At 71.0% G+C, this 17,077-nt stretch carries 13 protein-coding genes; 12 read left to right on the top strand and 1 reads right to left on the bottom strand.

Annotated elements, in window-relative coordinates:
* Positions 1–121: 121 nt before the first annotated feature.
* The 7 genes from MID12_RS05090 (at position 122) to MID12_RS05060 (ending at position 9,901) form a co-directional block, all read left to right on the top strand.
* Complete coding sequence (locus MID12_RS05090; protein ID WP_263165112.1) at positions 122–745, top strand: ScbR family autoregulator-binding transcription factor; 624 nt, start codon at positions 122–124, stop codon at positions 743–745.
* Between the two features lie 356 nt (positions 746–1,101).
* Positions 1,102–2,604 carry a DUF4192 domain-containing protein gene (locus MID12_RS05085; RefSeq protein WP_263165108.1) on the top strand — a complete coding sequence of 501 codons (1,503 nt, stop codon included), beginning with the start codon at positions 1,102–1,104 and terminating at the stop codon, positions 2,602–2,604.
* Between the two features lie 164 nt (positions 2,605–2,768).
* Positions 2,769–3,527, top strand: a complete 759-nt coding sequence (locus MID12_RS05080; RefSeq protein ID WP_040256389.1) for an NUDIX hydrolase — start codon at positions 2,769–2,771, stop codon at positions 3,525–3,527.
* Between the two features lie 161 nt (positions 3,528–3,688).
* The gene (locus tag MID12_RS05075; protein WP_263165105.1) at positions 3,689–5,860 is read left to right on the top strand and encodes an ATP-binding cassette domain-containing protein; all 2,172 of its coding nucleotides are present in this window, start codon (positions 3,689–3,691) and stop codon (positions 5,858–5,860) included.
* Between the two features lie 162 nt (positions 5,861–6,022).
* Positions 6,023–6,910 carry a FadR/GntR family transcriptional regulator gene (locus tag MID12_RS05070; RefSeq protein WP_078844761.1) on the top strand — a complete coding sequence of 296 codons (888 nt, stop codon included), beginning with the start codon at positions 6,023–6,025 and terminating at the stop codon, positions 6,908–6,910.
* 442 nt (positions 6,911–7,352) lie between these two features.
* Entirely contained in the window at positions 7,353–8,915 is a 1,563-nt protein-coding gene (locus MID12_RS05065; RefSeq protein ID WP_040247415.1) for an RNA polymerase sigma factor, read from the top strand.
* A 143-nt stretch (positions 8,916–9,058) separates the two neighbouring features.
* Complete coding sequence (locus MID12_RS05060) at positions 9,059–9,901, top strand: S1 family serine peptidase (RefSeq protein WP_263165102.1); 843 nt, start codon at positions 9,059–9,061, stop codon at positions 9,899–9,901.
* Between the two features lie 99 nt (positions 9,902–10,000).
* Here MID12_RS05060 and MID12_RS05055 read toward each other — a convergent pair whose 3' ends face one another.
* Positions 10,001–10,231, bottom strand: a complete 231-nt coding sequence (locus MID12_RS05055) for a hypothetical protein (protein ID WP_040247410.1) — start codon at positions 10,229–10,231, stop codon at positions 10,001–10,003.
* Between the two features lie 455 nt (positions 10,232–10,686).
* Here MID12_RS05055 and MID12_RS05050 point away from each other — a divergent pair, with 455 nt between their 5' ends.
* The 5 genes from MID12_RS05050 (at position 10,687) to MID12_RS05030 (ending at position 17,072) form a co-directional block, all read left to right on the top strand.
* Positions 10,687–12,807: a type IIA DNA topoisomerase subunit B gene (locus tag MID12_RS05050; RefSeq protein ID WP_040247408.1), complete on the top strand. Its 2,121-nt coding sequence runs from the start codon at positions 10,687–10,689 to the stop codon at positions 12,805–12,807.
* Between the two features lie 265 nt (positions 12,808–13,072).
* Entirely contained in the window at positions 13,073–14,224 is a 1,152-nt protein-coding gene (locus MID12_RS05045; protein ID WP_263165100.1) for a sensor histidine kinase, read from the top strand.
* Positions 14,221–14,919 (top strand): response regulator transcription factor, encoded by a 699-nt coding sequence (locus MID12_RS05040; RefSeq protein ID WP_040247403.1) that lies wholly within the window; start codon positions 14,221–14,223, stop codon positions 14,917–14,919. Before MID12_RS05045 ends, MID12_RS05040 begins: the two co-directional genes overlap by 4 nt.
* 93 nt (positions 14,920–15,012) lie before the next feature.
* Positions 15,013–15,483, top strand: coding sequence for a DUF485 domain-containing protein (locus tag MID12_RS05035; RefSeq protein WP_263165099.1), 471 nt, complete (start codon positions 15,013–15,015; stop codon positions 15,481–15,483).
* Positions 15,480–17,072, top strand: a complete 1,593-nt coding sequence (locus MID12_RS05030) for a cation acetate symporter (protein WP_040247399.1) — start codon at positions 15,480–15,482, stop codon at positions 17,070–17,072. The genes MID12_RS05035 and MID12_RS05030 overlap by 4 nt, the downstream gene beginning before the upstream one ends.
* Positions 17,073–17,077: the final 5 nt, after the last annotated feature.

The following is a 17,077-nucleotide window of genomic DNA, read 5'->3' as shown; positions in this document are numbered from 1 at the left end:
CCTCCGGGCCCGTCGGTGGGGCCCCGCCCGAGGCCGGGCAGGGCCGCTCGCGGGCCGTCCCGGAAGGGCCTCGGGAGTAGGCTGCTGCTGGGAGTGTCTCCTCGGCCGGGGCGGAGTGCGGATGGCACTGCAGGAACGCGGTATCAGGACGCGCCGTCTGATCCTCGAGGCGGCGGCGGGTGTCTTCGCGGAGAGCGGCTACGACGGGGCGAGCACCACCGCGATCCTGGCACGCACCGGCCTCACCCGCGGCGCGCTCTACCACCACTTCGCCTCCAAGGAGGACATCGCCGCCGCCCTGGTGGATGTCCAGTCGGAAGCGCTGGTCGCCCCGGAACGGTCGATCCGGCTCCAGGCGGTGATCGATCTGACCCTGAGCTTCGCCCGCAAGCTGCAGCGCGATCCCGTGCTCCAGGCCGGCGTCCGGCTCGCCGTGGAGCAGACCTCCTTCTCCGAGGGGAAGGTCGTGGCCTACCAGCGCTCGGCGGAGGTCGTCCTCGCTCTGCTCGCCGAGGCCGCGGAGCGGGGCGAACTGCAACGGGACGTCGATGTCGGGGACGTGGCCGATCTGGTCGTCGGCGCCTTCACGGGCGTTCAGTTGATGTCGCAGATCTACACGGAGCGCAGGGACCTGCTGCACCGGACCTCGGTGCTCTGGCGCTGTCTGCTTCCGGGCATCGCCGCCCCGGAGCTGCTGCCCCACCTGAGGACCACCCCGGAGCCGGTCGACGGCACCGCGAAGTAGTCCCGCGAGGCGCCCCAGCGGAGTCCGGGCCCGTCGTGGCGGCGGCCGGTGCGGGACGTGAGAGTGCCTGTCCGGCGTACGTGAGGGGGAGCGGTGCGGCGCCCGGTGCGAACCGGCGCGGCGCGCCGAACCTCGGCGCCCGGCTGCCTCCGGACCTCCCAGGAATCCTGAAAAGGCGGGCTTCCTCGCGTATGTGGCGTTCTGCTGTTGAATTTCGCGCATGCGCCGAGGCAACCCCGCTCCCCGGCATTCCGGCAAGTGACCCCGTCGGCCTGTGGACAACTCCTGGCATGCCCCTGACCCGAGTTGTCCACAGGCTTCCCCACGAGGTGACAAATCGCGCAAGGCTTGCCCGCATGACGAATCACCACGAGGCGGAACACTTCGACAAGCCGGAGCCCACCACGAGCCGTGGCGCGGATCCCCGAACCGATCCACTCACCGAGCAGAATCCCCTGACCCTGCGCACCGCGGGCGAACTGGCGGACGCCCTGCCCTATCTCCTCGGGTACCGGCCCGGAGACAGCATCGTCCTCGCGGCGGTGCACGAAGGAGACGGGCTGGGGAACTTCGGCGGCAGAGCGCGGCTCGCCATCCCGCAACGCCCGGAGGACTGGCCGCTGGTGGCACGCGAGACCGCGCGTTCGCTGATCGGCGGCATCGAGCGACGGCGCGGGAAGCCGGACGGCATGATCGTCTACCTCTCCCAGGAGCCGAAGGGCGAGGAGACCGGTCAGCAGGTGATGGAGCGGCTGAGGCCGCTGGCCCAACTGCTGCGCACCTCCTGCGGAAGCCTCGACGTCCCGGTGGTCGAGGCGCTGTGCCTGTCCGGCGGACGCATCTGGTCCTACTGCTGCCCCGGCCACGGGTGCTGCCCGCCGGAGGGCGTCCCCCTCGGCGTACCCGGCACCTCGGTTCTCGCCGCCGCGGCGACCTACGCGGGCATCCAGGTACGCGGCTCGCTCGATGAATTGCGGAGCCGCCTCAGCCCCTGGGCACCGACCGGTCTGGAGCAGATCACCCGCATCCAGGAGCAGGAGCGCGCGCTCGACGCCGCCCGTCCGGACATCGCGCCGCGGATCCTGGCCGCGGAGACCCGGGGCGCCGTGGCGGAGGAGACCGCTGACCTCGCCCGGAGGGTCCTGGCCCGACTGGCCGAGGCGCCACCCGTAGGGCGATCGGTGAGCCCGGATCCGCAGGACGACGAACTCCTCGCCCATGACGAGGCCGCGGCGCTCCTCCTGGGCCTCCAAGACCGCAGCACCCGTGACCGGGTGGCCGAATGGATGGAAGGGGAGGAAGCGGCACCGGCCCTCAGGCTCTGGCGGGCACTAGCGCGACGCTGCGTCGGCCCGTACGCGGACTACGCCGCGGCGCCCCTCACCCTCGCCGGATGGGTCGCATGGTCGCTCGGCGACGAATTCGAGGCCAGGGAGGCGCTTGCCATGGCCCTGGGGGCGGATCCGCAGTACACCTTCGCCCGGCTGCTGCACCGCGCGTGCACCGAAGGGCTCGATCCGGAGGCGGTCCGCAGATGCCTGCGGCAGGAGCGTGCCGACCGGGAGTCGGAGGAGGAGACGGCGGGGGACTCCGAGCCCTCGCAGACGGGAGACCGGACAGGGGAACCGAGGGAGCCAGGACAGCCGGAAGCACCGGGAGACCCGGAGGCGGGAACGGCGGCTGCACCGGCCAACACCCCGGCGGCTCAAGGCGGGTCGCAGCCCCGCCCTGCCCGCGCCACCCGTCGAGGCAAGAAGCGGCCGGGTTCGGGCCCCACGGGCGGTTCGTCGCACCCCGCACCCCGCGTCCCACCGCAGACGCGGAGGGCGGGACGGAGGGGAGCCCGGAGCGGCCGGTGATCCGAGGGCGGCGCGGTCTGGACAGGGAAAGGGCGCCGTAGGGCACGCCCGGGAGCGCCGGTAGGGGCGTGGCGGGGGCGGTGGGCGACGGTGTCCGGATCCGGGCGTGAAGCCGGGGTGCGAACAGGATGTTTATCGTCAGGCAGACGACTATGATCACCGTCATGTCGCCCTACGACCCCTCGGCCTTTCCGCCCTTCGCCGTCACCGTGGATCTGGTCGTGCTCACCGTGCGGCGCCACGCGCTGTGCGCCCTGGCGGTCCGGCGGGGGGAGCCTCCGTTCCAGGGCCGGTGGGCGCTCCCGGGTGGCTTCGTACGGGGCGACGAGGATCTGGAAGCCGCCGCGGCGAGGGAACTCGTCGAGGAGACGGGGCTGAGTGCCGAGGCGGGGGCGGCCGACCCGCAGGGCAAGGGCGCCCACCTCGAACAGCTCGCGACCTACGGGGATCCCGAACGAGACCCCCGGATGCGCGTGGTCAGCGTGGCGCACCTGGTGCTCGCGCCCGACCTGCCGGCTCCGCGTGCGGGAGGCGATGCCCACAGCGCCAGGTGGGCGCCGGTCGAGGACTTCCTCGATCTGGCGAGCGCCCCTCAGGACGAGCTGGCCGCCCCTCTGGCCTTCGATCACGCGCGGATTCTGGCCGACGGGGTCGAGCGTGCCCGTTCGAAGATCGAGTACTCCTCCCTGGCCACGGCCTTCTGCCCGCCCGAGTTCACCGTCGGGGAGCTGCGACGGGTGTACGAGGCCGTGTGGGGTGTCGTGCTGGACCCGCGGAACTTCCACCGGAAGGTGACGGGTACCCCGGGCTTCCTCGTGCCGACCGGTGGTACCACCACGCGGCAGGGAGGGCGCCCCGCGCAGCTCTTCCGCGCCGGGGGAGCGACCCTGCTCAACCCGCCGATGCTGCGTCCCGAGGTGTGATTCCGGCCCGGATGCAGCAAGCGGATCGCCACCCGGTTGCCGCTTCCCTGAAAATCGGATATTTCACGCTATCTTACTGAGGTACCTGCGGGGCCGGTCCGTGTCCGAACCCACGGAAGCGCCCCGGCCGCCGAGCGGTCGCACCTCTTGTGAGAGAAGCGATGATCCAGGCCATCGGACTGACGAGCAATCCGCACCGGAAACTCCCGCCCACCGTCGAGGACGTGACCTTCGAGGCTCCGGCGGGCCAGGTCACGGCGCTGCTCGGCAGCCCCCGTTCGGGCAGGACCACGACGCTGCGCCTGCTGCTCGGCCTCGAACCGGGCCGGGGGATCGCCTGCTTCCGGGGGAGGCCGCTGCACTGGTTCAGCCACCCCGCGCGCGAGGTCGGCGCCCTCCTCGACGAGGTCTCCGGCCACCCTTCGCGTACGGTCCGCGGGCAGCTGAGGATGCTGTGCGCGGCGGTGGGCGTGCCCCGAGGACGGGCCGACGAGGTGCTCGACGTGGTGGGCATGGCGGGGCTCGCGGAGGAGCGGCTCGGCAGGCTCTCCCCGGGGATGGACCGCCGGCTGAGCCTGGCCGGCGCCCTGCTCGGAGATCCGCACACCCTGGTCCTCGACGAACCGGTCCACGATCTGACGGGTCAGGAGGCCCGGTGGATGCACGGACTCCTGCGGGCCCATGCCGCGCAGGGCGGGACGGTGCTCTTCACCACCGCCGAAGCCCGGGAGGCCGCGCGGATCGCGGATCGCGTCGTGGTGCTCGAACGCGGGCGGATCATCGCCGAACAACCGGTGAAGGAGTTCGCCCGTACCCGGCTCCGGCCGCGGGTGACCGTCCGCAGCCCCTACGCCGCACGTTTGGGCACCCTCCTGGCCAAGCAGGCGCGAGCGGCCCGTGAATCCGTGGAGGTGACGAGCGAGGACCCCAACAGGCTGTCCGTGTACGGGAGTACGTGCGCGGAGGTCGGTGATCTCGCGTATCGGCACGGCATTCTGCTGCATCAACTGGCCGAGGAGAGCGGGGACGTGGGCCCCGGTGCGCACGGGGAGGACGTTGGTCACGGCCGGGCACCGCAGATGAACCGGGGCGTACGGGCGGACGGGAGAGGCCGGGCGGAGGCCGGGGGAGGCGGCCGGCCGCACGTGCCAGGTGCGCCCGTCGATCTCCTTGCCGGGGCAGAGCAGTTCCCCATCTCCGAGGGGAGCAACCCGGCGGCGTCTACGCATCACCAGGAGGCTGAGGAGCCCGGTCTCCCGGCAGCGATCGCCGACTCCGACCCCGCGGCGGTGCCCCCGACTCCTGAGCCGGGAGGCGAGCCGACAGAGCCCCGGGGGCGGCACGGGCAGGCACCGCCGCGTCCCCTTCCGGGGCGGGCGCTGTCCAGCGAGCCAGGTACTCCGGCCCACGACGAGGCGAGACTTGAGCCGCCATCGCGCGAGACCACCACGGCGGTCGCGGAGGAGCCGGGCAGGAGCGAGAACGCTGTCCGCCGCCGCGATCGGCCCCACCCACCCGCTGCGGCCGAGGAGTTGTCCGAACTCCCTCCGCCGCTGACCGTGCGCCCTGCGCGACACCCGCTGCGGCCGCTGAGCTACGAGCTGCGTCGCCTGACGGGCGTGGCAACCGCCTATCTCGTCCTGGGCGTGGCGGTGTTCGTCTCTGCGGTGACGGCGCTCCTGCTGGCGCGCGGCGGCCACACTCCGCAGCAGCGGGTACTCGCCGCCTGGCCGTTGGGGCTTCCGCTGCCGCCTGCCGCTCTCGGCGCGGGTCTGCTCGGCGCCCTGGCCTTCGGTGAGGAGTTCCGCTATCCCGTCCTGGCCGTGGACCGGCGAGCCGTACCCCGGCGTCTGTCGCTGCTCGGCGCGAAGTTGGCGGTATCCGCAGCGACGGGCTTACTCCTCGCCCTGCTCACACTGGGAACCGACGCCGCTCTGCTCCAGCTCGTCTACGGTCCCGGGCTCACGCGGGTGCCCGACGACTGGCCTGCCGCGACGGCTAGTTGGCTCGGTCTGGTGACCGGTTGCGGCTGGGCGGGTGTGCTGGCCGCCGGGGTGTTCCGGTCCGCAACGGCCGGGATCGCGGCCGTGGTTGCCGTACCGGTCCTGCTGGTGCCCGCGATGGAGAAGGCGCTGGCGGGGCCTTCCGCGCACTCGGCCGCCGGTCTGCCCGGGCGATTGCGGGCTCTCACGCTGTGGCCGTTCGGGACCGAACGCCCCTTCGTCATGCTCGTCCGGGCTGCCGGGCAACCGGTCGGCCTGGCACTGCTGTTGTCGCTTTTTCTCCTTTCCTTCGCTTATGTCCTCACGTCCTTGCGGAGTCGAGCCCAGTAACGGCAAACGGTCCGAAACGACACGGGTGTTGTACGGATACTTCTGCGGGGCGCTCAAATCCTTCTGATAAGGCGTCAATTGCCGCAGGGGAAGCGATCACCCTTTCGTGTGCTTTTCACCAAAGCCCTCAAGGGACTTGGGAACGGGGCCGACAAAAGTCTCATGAGCACTCTTGCGCACACCATGATGACCGCCGCCCGATCCTCAGAGTCCGGTATCGCCGGACCGGGCGAACTCGATCGCTACCCCTACGCCGAGGCCCCCGGGGCCGATCGCGTAGGCGCACCCGCGTGGGAGGGCGCGGACTCCGAACTGGGACGGGTGGGCCGGCGCACGGCGGGAAACCGCGGCCGGGGCCTGCACGGCCAACTTGTGCAGCAGCTCGGGCAGATGATCGTTTCCGGTGACCTCGGTGCCGACCGGCCCCTGGTGCCCGAGGAGATCGGGCAGCGCTTCGAGGTCTCGCGCACGGTCGTCCGCGAGTCGCTGCGGGTACTCGAGGCCAAGGGCCTCGTGAGTGCGAGGCCCAATGTCGGCACCCGGGTGCGCCCGGTGAGTGACTGGAACCTCCTTGACCCGGACATCATCGAATGGCGCGCCTTCGGGCCCCAGCGCGACGACCAGCGTCGTGAGCTGAGCGAGCTGCGCTGGACGATCGAACCACTCGCCGCGCGGCTGGCCGCCGGTCACGGCCGCGAGGAGGTGCAGCAGCGCCTGGCGGACATGGTCGAGATCATGGGGCACGCGCTCGCGCAGGGCGACGGTGTCACCTACGCCCGCGCCGACGCGGAGTTCCACGGACTGCTGATCCAGGTCGCGGGCAACCGGATGCTCGACCACCTGTCCGGCATCGTCTCGGCCGCGCTCCAGGTGTCCGGCGCCCCCGCGACCGGCTGCGACCGGCCGCACGAGGGCACCCTCGGCCACCACAGCCGTATCGTGGACTGCCTCGCGAGCGGTGACGGCCAGGGGGCGGAGAGCGCGATGCGTCAACTGCTCACCGTCCACCCCGAGGTGGAGCGCGTCGTTCCGGCTCCGCGCGAGCACTGACGCCCTCGGGGGCGAGCGCCGGGATGTGCCGCGCCGCCGTCCGTCCTCGCCCGGGTCCACTGGCTCCGGCCGGACCCGCGCCACTGCCCCGCCGGGCACGCGCGCAGGTCCGGCGGGGTGGGTTCGGGGCCGCACCTGATCGGGTGTGACGGACTCTGGTGAGGGTCGGGGTGCGTTCCGTGCAGGTATTTGATCGTGTATGCCTGCTTCTGCACGCTTCGGCGGTGTGACCCGGGCCACGCAGATTGGGCGTAACGCTTGCGGAAACAGCGCGATGACCTAAGAGGTGACAGTCGAGGAGGGAATACGGCCGCCGTTCACGGCGCTGTGAATCCTCCCGGCCCCCGCCCGCGTCGCCGACCCATCCCCAAGTCGGCGGTCGTCGGCCCCGGTCCTAGCGGACGGGGCCGGAAGCCGTTTCCATCGTTCCGAGAGGTTGTTCGTGTCGGCCAGCACATCCCGTACGCTCCCGCCGGAGATCGCCGATTCCGTCTCTGTCCTGGCGCTCATCGAGCGGGGAAAGTCTGAGGGGCAGATCGCCGGCGACGATGTGCGTCGGGCCTTCGAAGCTGACCAGATCCCGGCCACTCAGTGGAAGAACGTACTGCGCAGCCTCAACCAGATCCTCGAGGAAGAGGGTGTGACGCTGATGGTCAGTGCATCGGAGCCCAAGCGCACACGCAAGAGTGTCGCGGCGAAGAGTCCGGCCAAGCGCACTGCCACCAAGGCCGTCGCCGCCAAGTCCGCCGCGGCCAAGAAGACCACTGCCGCCGCCGCGTCCGAACAGGACACCGCGGAGGCCGGAACCTCCGCCGCACCGGCCGACGAGGCCGCCCCGGCCAAGAAGGCCGCGGCAAAGAAGAGCGCAGCGAAGAAGACGGTGGCGAAGAAGGCCACCACGAAGAAGGCCGCGGCCAAGAAGACCGCGGGGAAGAAGGACGGCGAGGAGGCTCCGGAGGAGGAGTCGGCCGCCGAGGAGACGCAGGGCGCCACCGGCAAGCCGGGCGAGGAGCCCGCCGAAGAGGGCAGCCAGGGATTCGTCCTGTCCGACGAGGACGAGGACGACGCCCCCGCACAGCAGGTCGCCGCGGCGGGCGCCACCGCCGACCCGGTCAAGGACTACCTGAAGCAGATCGGCAAGGTCCCCCTCCTCAACGCCGAGCAGGAGGTGGAGCTCGCCAAGCGGATCGAGGCCGGTCTGTTCGCCGAGGACAAGCTGGCGAGCGCCGACAAGCTCGCGCCGAAGCTCAAGCGCGAACTGGAGATCATCGCCGAGGACGGCCGCCGCGCGAAGAACCACCTCCTGGAGGCGAACCTCCGTCTCGTGGTCTCGCTCGCCAAGCGGTACACCGGCCGCGGCATGCTCTTCCTGGACCTGATCCAGGAAGGCAACCTCGGTCTGATCCGCGCGGTCGAGAAGTTCGACTACACCAAGGGCTACAAGTTCTCGACGTATGCCACCTGGTGGATCCGTCAGGCCATCACCCGCGCCATGGCCGACCAGGCCCGCACCATCCGCATCCCGGTGCACATGGTCGAGGTCATCAACAAGCTGGCCCGTGTGCAGCGTCAGATGCTCCAGGACCTGGGCCGCGAGCCCACCCCGGAGGAGCTGGCCAAGGAACTCGACATGACCCCCGAGAAGGTCATCGAGGTCCAGAAGTACGGCCGTGAGCCGATCTCGCTGCACACCCCGCTCGGCGAGGACGGCGACAGCGAGTTCGGTGACCTCATCGAGGACTCCGAGGCCGTCGTCCCGGCCGACGCCGTGAGCTTCACGCTCCTCCAGGAGCAGCTGCACTCCGTCCTCGACACCCTGTCCGAGCGTGAGGCGGGCGTGGTGTCGATGCGCTTCGGCCTGACCGACGGCCAGCCGAAGACGCTCGACGAGATTGGCAAGGTCTACGGCGTGACGCGTGAGCGGATCCGCCAGATCGAGTCCAAGACGATGTCGAAGCTGCGTCACCCCTCCCGTTCGCAGGTGCTGCGCGACTACCTCGACTAGTCCGCTGAGTGTGTGCTGAGGTCCGGATCCGCCCGACGGCGGTCCGGGCCTCACGCATGGGTGCGGATGCGTCACCCGGACGCCTGCCTCACTCTGTGATTACTGCCCTCTACACAGAGTGCGGAGCGGAGTGAGGAGAGCGTATGCGTCGGCGACTTGTCCGCGTGCTGGCCGCCCTGGCGGGCTCCCTCGCGCTCTCGGTGCCGCTTCTGCCGGGCTCCGCCGGTGCCCGCGGCGGTGTGGTGGGCGGCGAGCGGGTCGGCGCCGCAGAGAGCCCCTGGGTGGTCGCCCTGGTGAGCCGGGACCGCTTCGGTGCCGTGCGCGGCGGGCAGTTCTGCGGCGGGGCGGTGGTCGGCACCTCGACCGTGCTCACGGCGGCGCACTGCCTGAGCGGTGAGGTCCTCGGTGTGCCGCTGAGGGAGGTGCGCGACCTCACGGTGGTGGCGGGCCGTGCCGACCTGCGGGCGGGCGGAGGCACCGAGACCGCGGTGCGCCGGGTGACGCTCAACCCCGGCTACGACAGTTCCACCAACGAGGGCGACGTGGCCGCGCTCACCCTGGCGAAGCCCCTGCCGCGCTCGGCCGTGATCGCGATGGCGCCGGCGGGGGACCCCGCCTACCGGGCCGGGACGAGGGCCCGCGTGTACGGCTGGGGCGACACCAGCGGACGGGACGACTACCCGGACGCGCTGCGGGCGGCCTCCGTGCGGGTGCTGCCAGAGGCGACTTGTGCGAAGGCGTACCCGGGGAGCACGGAAGGCAGGTTCGTCGGGGCCCGCATGCTCTGCGCCGGGGAGGCCGAGGGGGGCCGGGACGCCTGCCAGGGGGACAGCGGCGGGCCGCTGGTGGCCCAGGGCAAGCTCATCGGCCTGGTGTCCTGGGGCAACGGCTGCGGCAAGGCGTCGAGCCCCGGTGTCTATACGCGCGTGGCCGGGGTGCTCGGGTTCCTGCGCGGCGGGATTGCGGAGAGCGGGGACCCGCGGTGACGAGCCGCCTACGCAAAGCGAACGGGCGGTCACCCCTGATGGGGGCGACCGCCCGATTCCGGCCTCTGCCGGAGTGGCTCGTCGTTGAATTGCGAGGGCTCAGCGGTCCTCGTCCTCGGCGGGCACCGGGGACGCGGTCAGCCGCTCGGTCTCGTCCTGTATCTCAGCGGCGATCTTCTTGAGTTCCGGCTCGAACTTCCGGCCGTGGTGGGCACAGAAGAGCAGTTCACCGCCGCTCAGGAGGACAACGCGCAGATAGGCCTGGGCGCCGCAGCGGTCGCACCGGTCGGCCGCGGTCAGCGGGCTCGCGGGGGTCAGAACAGTAGTCACGTCGCCTCTTCTCTAGCTCGACGAGCTGTCGTACCAGGGTCAACATCCAACCAGGCCGAAAACGTTCCCGCTCGCGGCGTTTCCCTGGAAGTTTTCTCTCCGTGGATGGCTGGCTGCTGACGGTTGGCGGCGAATGTGCCGTATTGCGTGTCTATGTGTCTTACGGGTTCGCGCGGTTTCTTGGTCTCGGTCCCCCCGGCTGGCTTGCCGGTTGTTGAGGAGGACGTGCCCGGAGCCTAAATGGTTCATGCCTTCTTGGGAACGTGATGTGGGCTTCACCCCACAGAGGGATCGTACGTACGTACGATTACCTCCCGGGCCTGCACTAGTCTGCGAGGGAACAAGGGTGGCGTGACAACGGCTCTACCAGGCCTCGGTACGCTCTGACCGGCTACCGATGCCGGGCCCCTTACCCACCAGGGCCGCAACTGAAATTCAGCGAGGAGCGAACCCGCGTGACCGCCGAAATGTCCGTGCCGTCCACTGCGCTGCTGACCGGAGCAGACCGTGACGGCTCCAACTACACCGCGCGGCACCTGCTGGTCCTCGAGGGGCTCGAAGCGGTTCGCAAGCGACCGGGTATGTACATCGGGTCCACGGACAGCCGCGGACTCATGCACTGCCTCTGGGAGATCATCGACAACTCCGTCGACGAGGCCCTCGGCGGCTACTGCGACCACATCGACGTCCTGCTCCACGACGACGGTTCCGTGGAGGTCCGCGACAACGGCCGGGGCATCCCGGTCGACGTCGAGCCGAAGACCGGCATGTCCGGCGTCGAGGTCGTCATGACCAAACTGCACGCGGGCGGCAAGTTCGGCGGCGGTTCGTACGCGGCCTCCGGCGGTCTGCACGGCGTCGGCGCCTCCGTCGTCAACGCACTCTCCGCCCGCCTGGACGTCGAGGTCGACCGCGGCGGCCACACCCACGCGGTCAGCTTCCGCCGCGGGGTTCCCGGGGCCTTCTCGGGCCGCGGACCCGAGGGCTCCTTCACCGAGGGCGGCCTGAAGAAGACCAAGAAGATCCCGAAGAACCGGCTGGGCACCCGGATCCGCTACTGGGCCGACCGCCAGATCTTCCTCAAGGACGCCAAGCTCTCCCTGGAGAACCTGCACCAGCGGGCCCGCCAGACGGCCTTCCTGGTGCCCGGTCTCACCATCGTCGTCCGCGACGAGATGGGCCTCGGCGAGGGCGGCACCAAGGGCGAGGAGTCCTTCCGCTACGACGGCGGCATCAGCGAGTTCTGCGAGTACCTCGCCTCCGACAAGCCGGTCTGCGACGTGCTGCGGTTCTCCGGGCAGGGGTCCTTCAAGGAGACGGTGCCGGTCCTCGACGACCACGGCCAGATGACGCCGACCGAGGTCACCAGGGACCTCGGCGTGGACGTGGCCCTGCGCTGGGGCACCGGCTACGACACCACGCTGCGGTCCTTCGTCAACATCATCGCCACCCCCAAGGGCGGCACCCATGTCGCGGGCTTCGAGCGGTCGGTGGCCAAGACGATGAACGAGGCGCTGCGGGCCCAGAAGCTGCTGCGGGTGGCCGAGGACGACATCGTCAAGGACGACGCCCTCGAAGGGCTGACCGCCGTGGTGACCGTCCGCCTCGCCGAGCCGCAGTTCGAGGGCCAGACCAAGGAGGTGCTCGGCACCTCCGCAGCGAACCGCATCGTGGCCAATGTCGTCGCCAAGGAGCTGAAGGCCTTCCTCACCTCCACCAAGCGGGACGCCAAGGCGCAGGCGCGTGCGGTGATGGAGAAGGCGGTGGCCGCGGCGCGCACCCGTATCGCCGCCCGCCAGCACAAGGAGGCGCAGCGGCGGAAGACCGCCCTGGAGACCTCCTCGCTGCCCGCCAAGCTGGCCGACTGCCGCAGCGACGACGTGGAACGCAGCGAACTCTTCATCGTCGAGGGCGACTCGGCGCTCGGCACCGCCAAGCTGGCCCGCAACTCCGAGTTCCAGGCGCTGCTGCCGATCCGCGGCAAGATCCTCAACGTCCAGAAGTCGTCCGTGTCCGACATGCTGAAGAACGCCGAGTGCGGCGCGATCATCCAGGTCATAGGAGCGGGTTCGGGCCGGACCTTCGACATCGACGCGGCCCGCTACGGAAAGATCATCCTGCTCGTGGACGCGGACGTGGACGGCGCCCACATCCGCTGCCTGCTGCTGACCCTCTTCCAGCGCTATATGCGCCCGATGGTCGAGTCCGGGCGGGTGTTCGCGGCGGTGCCGCCGCTGCACCGCATCGAGCTCAGCCAGCCCAAGAAGGGCCAGGAGAAGTACGTCTACACGTACTCCGACCGGGAACTGCGCGAGACGCTGCTCGAGCTCCAGCGCACCAACGTGCGCTACAAGGACTCCATCCAGCGCTACAAGGGTCTCGGCGAGATGGACGCGGACCAGCTGGCGGAGACGACGATGGACCCGCGGCACCGCACCCTGCGCCGCATCAACATCTCCGATCTGGAGGCCTCGGAGCAGGTGTTCGACCTGCTGATGGGCAATGAGGTGGCCCCGCGCAAGGAGTTCATCACGGGCTCGGCGGCGACCCTCGACCGCTCCCGTATCGACGCCTGAGGCGGCAGGTGGGGGCATCTCCGGGATGCCTCCACCCACGGGTGGAGACCGCAGATCCACCCATGATCCACCCCTGCTCCGATCCGGGTGCAGGAGAAGGCGCCGTACCGTGCGAAGTGCTCGTCAACGACTCTTCGACGGAGGCGCTCATGTCCGCGCTCGTATCCGCCCTTCGCGGCCCGGTCACTCCTGCCGTGGCGACCGCCGGGGCCATACGGGTGCCGCTCGGTGGACGCCCGGCCCGCCTGCCCCGAGGGGAGCGGGGATGATCGCCGAGACCTGGTCCCGGTGGCCCTCGCGGGAGGCGCTTTCGCCGGCCGAGATGACTCCTGCGCGCCGGATCCTGACCCGGGCGGTGCGGGTCATGGTGGTCGCGCTCGTGGTCTGGAGCGGGCTCGCGGACCGGGACGCCTCGGTGGCGGTCGTCGTCGGCGCGGGCTTCGGACTCGCCGTCTGCGCCGCGGCGGCCTGGGCCTTCTTCCGGATGACCTACCGGCATCGGCTCCGGCCGTCGGTGCTGCTGCTCGGGGTGCTCCTCGGGGCCGGGATCGCCGCGCAGGAGGTCGGGCTCGCGGTGCCCGCGTTGGTGCTGTGGTGCGTCTGCGCCGTCACCGCCCTGGAGCGGCTGCCGCTCTTCGCCGCGGTACCGGCGACGGCAGCGGCTCTAGGCGCCTACATAGCCGTCGACAACGACGCCTGGATCGTCACCGCCGTCACCACGGTCGGCATGTGCCTTGCGGGGTACGTGCTGCGGCTGGACGCGGAGGCCAGAGGCAACGCCGGGCGGCTGCTGGCCCAGGAGCGCGCCGCGCGGGAGGCCGAGCGGGAGTCGGCGGCCCTCGCCGAGCGGGCCCGGATAGCCAGGGAGATCCACGACGTCCTCGCGCACAGCCTCTCCGCCCAGCTCGTCCACCTGGAGGCGGCCCGGATCCTCCTGGACCAGGACGCCGAACGCGAAGCGGTACGGGAGCGGATCGTCGCCGCCCGCGGCATGGCGAAGGAGGGACTGGACGAGACCCGCCAGGCGCTCTCGGCCCTGCGGGGCGACATGACACCGCTGGAGGAGTACCTGAAGGAGTTGGTGTCCCTCGCGGAGGACGGGGAGGTCACCGTCACCGGGGAGCGCTGCCCCTTGTCCGCCGAGGCCTCCCAGGCCGTGCGGAGGGTGGCGCAGGAAGCCCTCACCAACGTCCGCAAGCACGCTCCCGGAGCCCGGGTCGCCCTGCGGCTGGAGTACGGCGGAGAACACATCACCCTGGCGGTGAAAAACGACGGGGGACCGGCGGGCGAACTGACGGTGGCCGGTGCCGGTTACGGTCTCCTCGGGATGCGGGAACGTGCCGAACTGCTCGGCGGTTCTCTGCACGCCGGGCCGTACGAAGAGGGATTCATGGTGAGGCTGAAGGTGCCGGTATGACCGTCGGGGAGGACGCGGGGCAGCAGCGGGTGGCCCGGGTCGTGGTGGTCGACGACCAGACGGTGGTGCGCGAGGGCATCGTGATGATCCTCGGTCTGCTGCCGGGGATCACGGTGGTCGGCTCCGCGGGAGACGGCGAGGAGGCCGTGGCGAAGGTGGCCGAACTCGCCCCGGACGCGGTCCTGATGGACCTCCGGATGCCGCGGTGCGACGGCGTCGAGGCCACCCGCCGGATCCGCCGGGAGTACCCGGGGACCCAGGTGGTGGTGCTGACCACCTTCGGGGACGACGACTCCGTCTTCCCCGCACTGCGGGCCGGGGCGCGGGGCTATCTGACCAAGGATGCCGGGGGCGAGGAGATCGTCCGGGTGGTGCACAGCGTGCTGGCCGGTGAGGCGGGTTTCTCGCCGAGTGTCCAACGCCGCCTGCTGGAGCGGCTGTCGGCTCCTGCGGAGGCCGAGGCGGCCTCTCAGCCGCCGGACGGACTGACCGCCCGGGAGACCGAGGTGCTCGTCAAGATCGCGGACGGCTGCTCCAACCAGGAGATCGCCGCCGCCCTGCATGTCTCCACGGCCACGGTGAAGACCCACATCAACAATCTCTTCGCCAAGGCGGGGCTCAAGGACCGGGCGGGAGCGGTGCGTTACGCATACGCCCACGGACTTGTCCGGCCGCCTGGACGGTCCATCACCTGATGGTGTGAAGAGGGGAAGGAGCCGAGCAGGGACGCTCACTCTCCGTCCATCCTTGATGACGCGTCTGAAGCAGTCGCGGGCAAGGAGAGTGCGGTGGACAAGCACGACGGGAGCGAGGCCGGGCAGATCCGGCTGGACGATCCCTGGCAGGACGCCCCGGCGGTCGGCCGGCCGGACACCGACGCCACCGCCGACCGGCCGGTCCCCGTGCCCGGACCCGGGGGCCCACCGGAGCGGAGCGCGGCGAGCGTCTACCGGGAGGTGCAGCAGAGCGCGGCCTTCCAGGAGGTGCGCAGCCGGTACCGCCGGTTCGTCGTCCCCGCCGTCATCGGATTCCTCCTCTGGTACGTGGCCTACGTGGTGGCCGCCACGACGGTGCCCGAGCTGATGGCGCGTCCGGTCGTCGGGGTGGTGAACATCGCGATGTTCGCGGGACTCGGGCAGTTCCTGACCACCTTCCTGCTCACCTGGGCGTACGCACGCCATGCCCGGCTGCGCAGGGACCGGGCGGCGCTCGAACTGCGCTGGGACACACAGGAACTGACGCGAGGAATCACGAAGTGACCGACGACCACCAGACCCTGGCCCTGGTGCTGTTCAGTGTCTTCATCGTGGCGACACTGGGGATCACCACCTGGGCGGGACGGAACCGGCAGGGCTCGGCGGAGGAGTTCTACGCCGGTGGGCGGCTCTTCTCACCGATGGAGAACGGCTTCGCGATCGCCGGGGACTACATGTCGGCGGCCTCCTTCCTCGGCATCTCGGGCCTCATCGCGCTCTACGGCTACGACGGCCTGCTCTACTCGGTGGGGTTCCTCGTCGCCTGGCTGGTCGTGCTGCTGCTCGTGGCCGAACTCGTGCGCAACTGCGGACGCTTCACGCTGGCCGACGTGGTGGCCGCCCGCATGCGCGAGCGCCCGGTGCGGATCGCCGCCGGGGCCTCCTCGGTGACGGTGTCGGTGCTGTACCTGGTCGCGCAGATGGTCGGGGCGGGCAGCCTGGTGGCCCTGCTCCTCGGCGGGACCGGCGGCCTCGCCCAGGCCTGGACGGTCATCGGCGTCGGCGCGCTGATGGTGATCTATGTGTCCCTCGGCGGGATGCGGGCGACGACGTGGATCCAGATCGTCAAGGCCGTGCTGCTGATGTGCGGCGCCGTGGCGCTCACCGTGCTCGTCCTGGTCAGGTTCCACGGGGACTTCGACCACCTGCTGCGCACCGCGGCCGAACGCAGCGGTCACGGCGGGGACTTCCTGGCACCCGGGCTCCGGTACGGGGGCGACTGGACCGCGCGCTTCGACTTCATCAGCCTGGGGCTCGCCCTGGTCCTCGGGACCGCCGGGCTGCCGCACATCCTCTCCCGCTTCTACACGGTGCCCACGGCGCGCGCCGCCCGGCGGTCCGTGGTCTGGTCGATCGGCCTCATCGGGGGCTTCTACCTGATGACCATCGTCCTCGGCTTCGGTGCCGCGGCGATCGTCGGCTCCCGGGAGGTGCGGGACTCGAACGCGGCGGGGAACACCGCGGTGCCGCTGCTCGCCGGGGACCTGGGCGGGGGACTGGACTCCACGGGCGGCACCGTGCTCTTCGCGGTGGTGGCGGCGATCGCCTTCGCGACGATCCTGGCCGTGGTCGCCGGCATCACCCTGGCCTCCTCCGCCTCGGTCGCCCACGACCTCTACGCGAGTCTGCGGCGCAAGGGCGCCGAGCAGCGCAGCGAGGTGGCCGTGGCGCGGGTGGCGGCGGCCGGGATCGGGGCGGTGGCGATCGGCCTCGCGCTGCTGGTGCGGGACCTGAACGTCGCCTTCCTCGTCGGTCTCGCCTTCGCGGTGGCGGCCTCGGCGAATCTGCCGGTCCTGCTCTACTCACTGTTCTGGCGGCGCTTCACCACCAGGGGCGCGGTCTGGTCGGTGTACGGCGGGCTGCTGCCGGCGCTGCTGCTCGTCGTGCTGTCGCCGGTGGTCTCCGGCAGTGGGTCCTCGATGTTCCCCGGACTCGACTTCCAGCTCTTCCCCCTGGAGAACCCGGGACTGGTCTCGATCCCCCTCGGCTTCCTCGCCGGGTGGCTCGGCACCGTGACCTCCCCGGAGCAGGCGGACGAGGACAAGCACGCGGAGACCGAGGTGCGTTCGCTGACCGGGGCGGGCGCGGTCTGAGAGCA

Source organism: Streptomyces sp. SCSIO ZS0520, assembly GCF_025643355.1.
Taxonomy (GTDB): domain Bacteria; phylum Actinomycetota; class Actinomycetes; order Streptomycetales; family Streptomycetaceae; genus Streptomyces; species Streptomyces physcomitrii.
The sequence above is the reverse complement of the archived record's forward strand: the minus strand, read 5'-3'. Positions and strand labels throughout refer to the sequence as shown.

Bases quoted from the DNA above. Each gene is read 5' to 3' on its own strand.
- MID12_RS05090 (WP_263165112.1), top strand. From the start codon at position 122: ATGGCACTGCAGGAACGCGGTATCAGGACGCGCCGTCTGATCCTCGAG.
- MID12_RS05040 (WP_040247403.1), top strand. From the start codon at position 14,221: ATGACCGTCGGGGAGGACGCGGGGCAGCAGCGGGTGGCCCGGGTCGTG.
- MID12_RS05085 (WP_263165108.1), top strand. From the start codon at position 1,102: ATGACGAATCACCACGAGGCGGAACACTTCGACAAGCCGGAGCCCACC.
- MID12_RS05075 (WP_263165105.1), top strand. From the start codon at position 3,689: ATGATCCAGGCCATCGGACTGACGAGCAATCCGCACCGGAAACTCCCG.
- MID12_RS05060 (WP_263165102.1), top strand. From the start codon at position 9,059: ATGCGTCGGCGACTTGTCCGCGTGCTGGCCGCCCTGGCGGGCTCCCTC.
- MID12_RS05045 (WP_263165100.1), top strand. From the start codon at position 13,073: ATGATCGCCGAGACCTGGTCCCGGTGGCCCTCGCGGGAGGCGCTTTCG.
- MID12_RS05080 (WP_040256389.1), top strand. From the start codon at position 2,769: ATGTCGCCCTACGACCCCTCGGCCTTTCCGCCCTTCGCCGTCACCGTG.
- MID12_RS05070 (WP_078844761.1), top strand. From the start codon at position 6,023: ATGAGCACTCTTGCGCACACCATGATGACCGCCGCCCGATCCTCAGAG.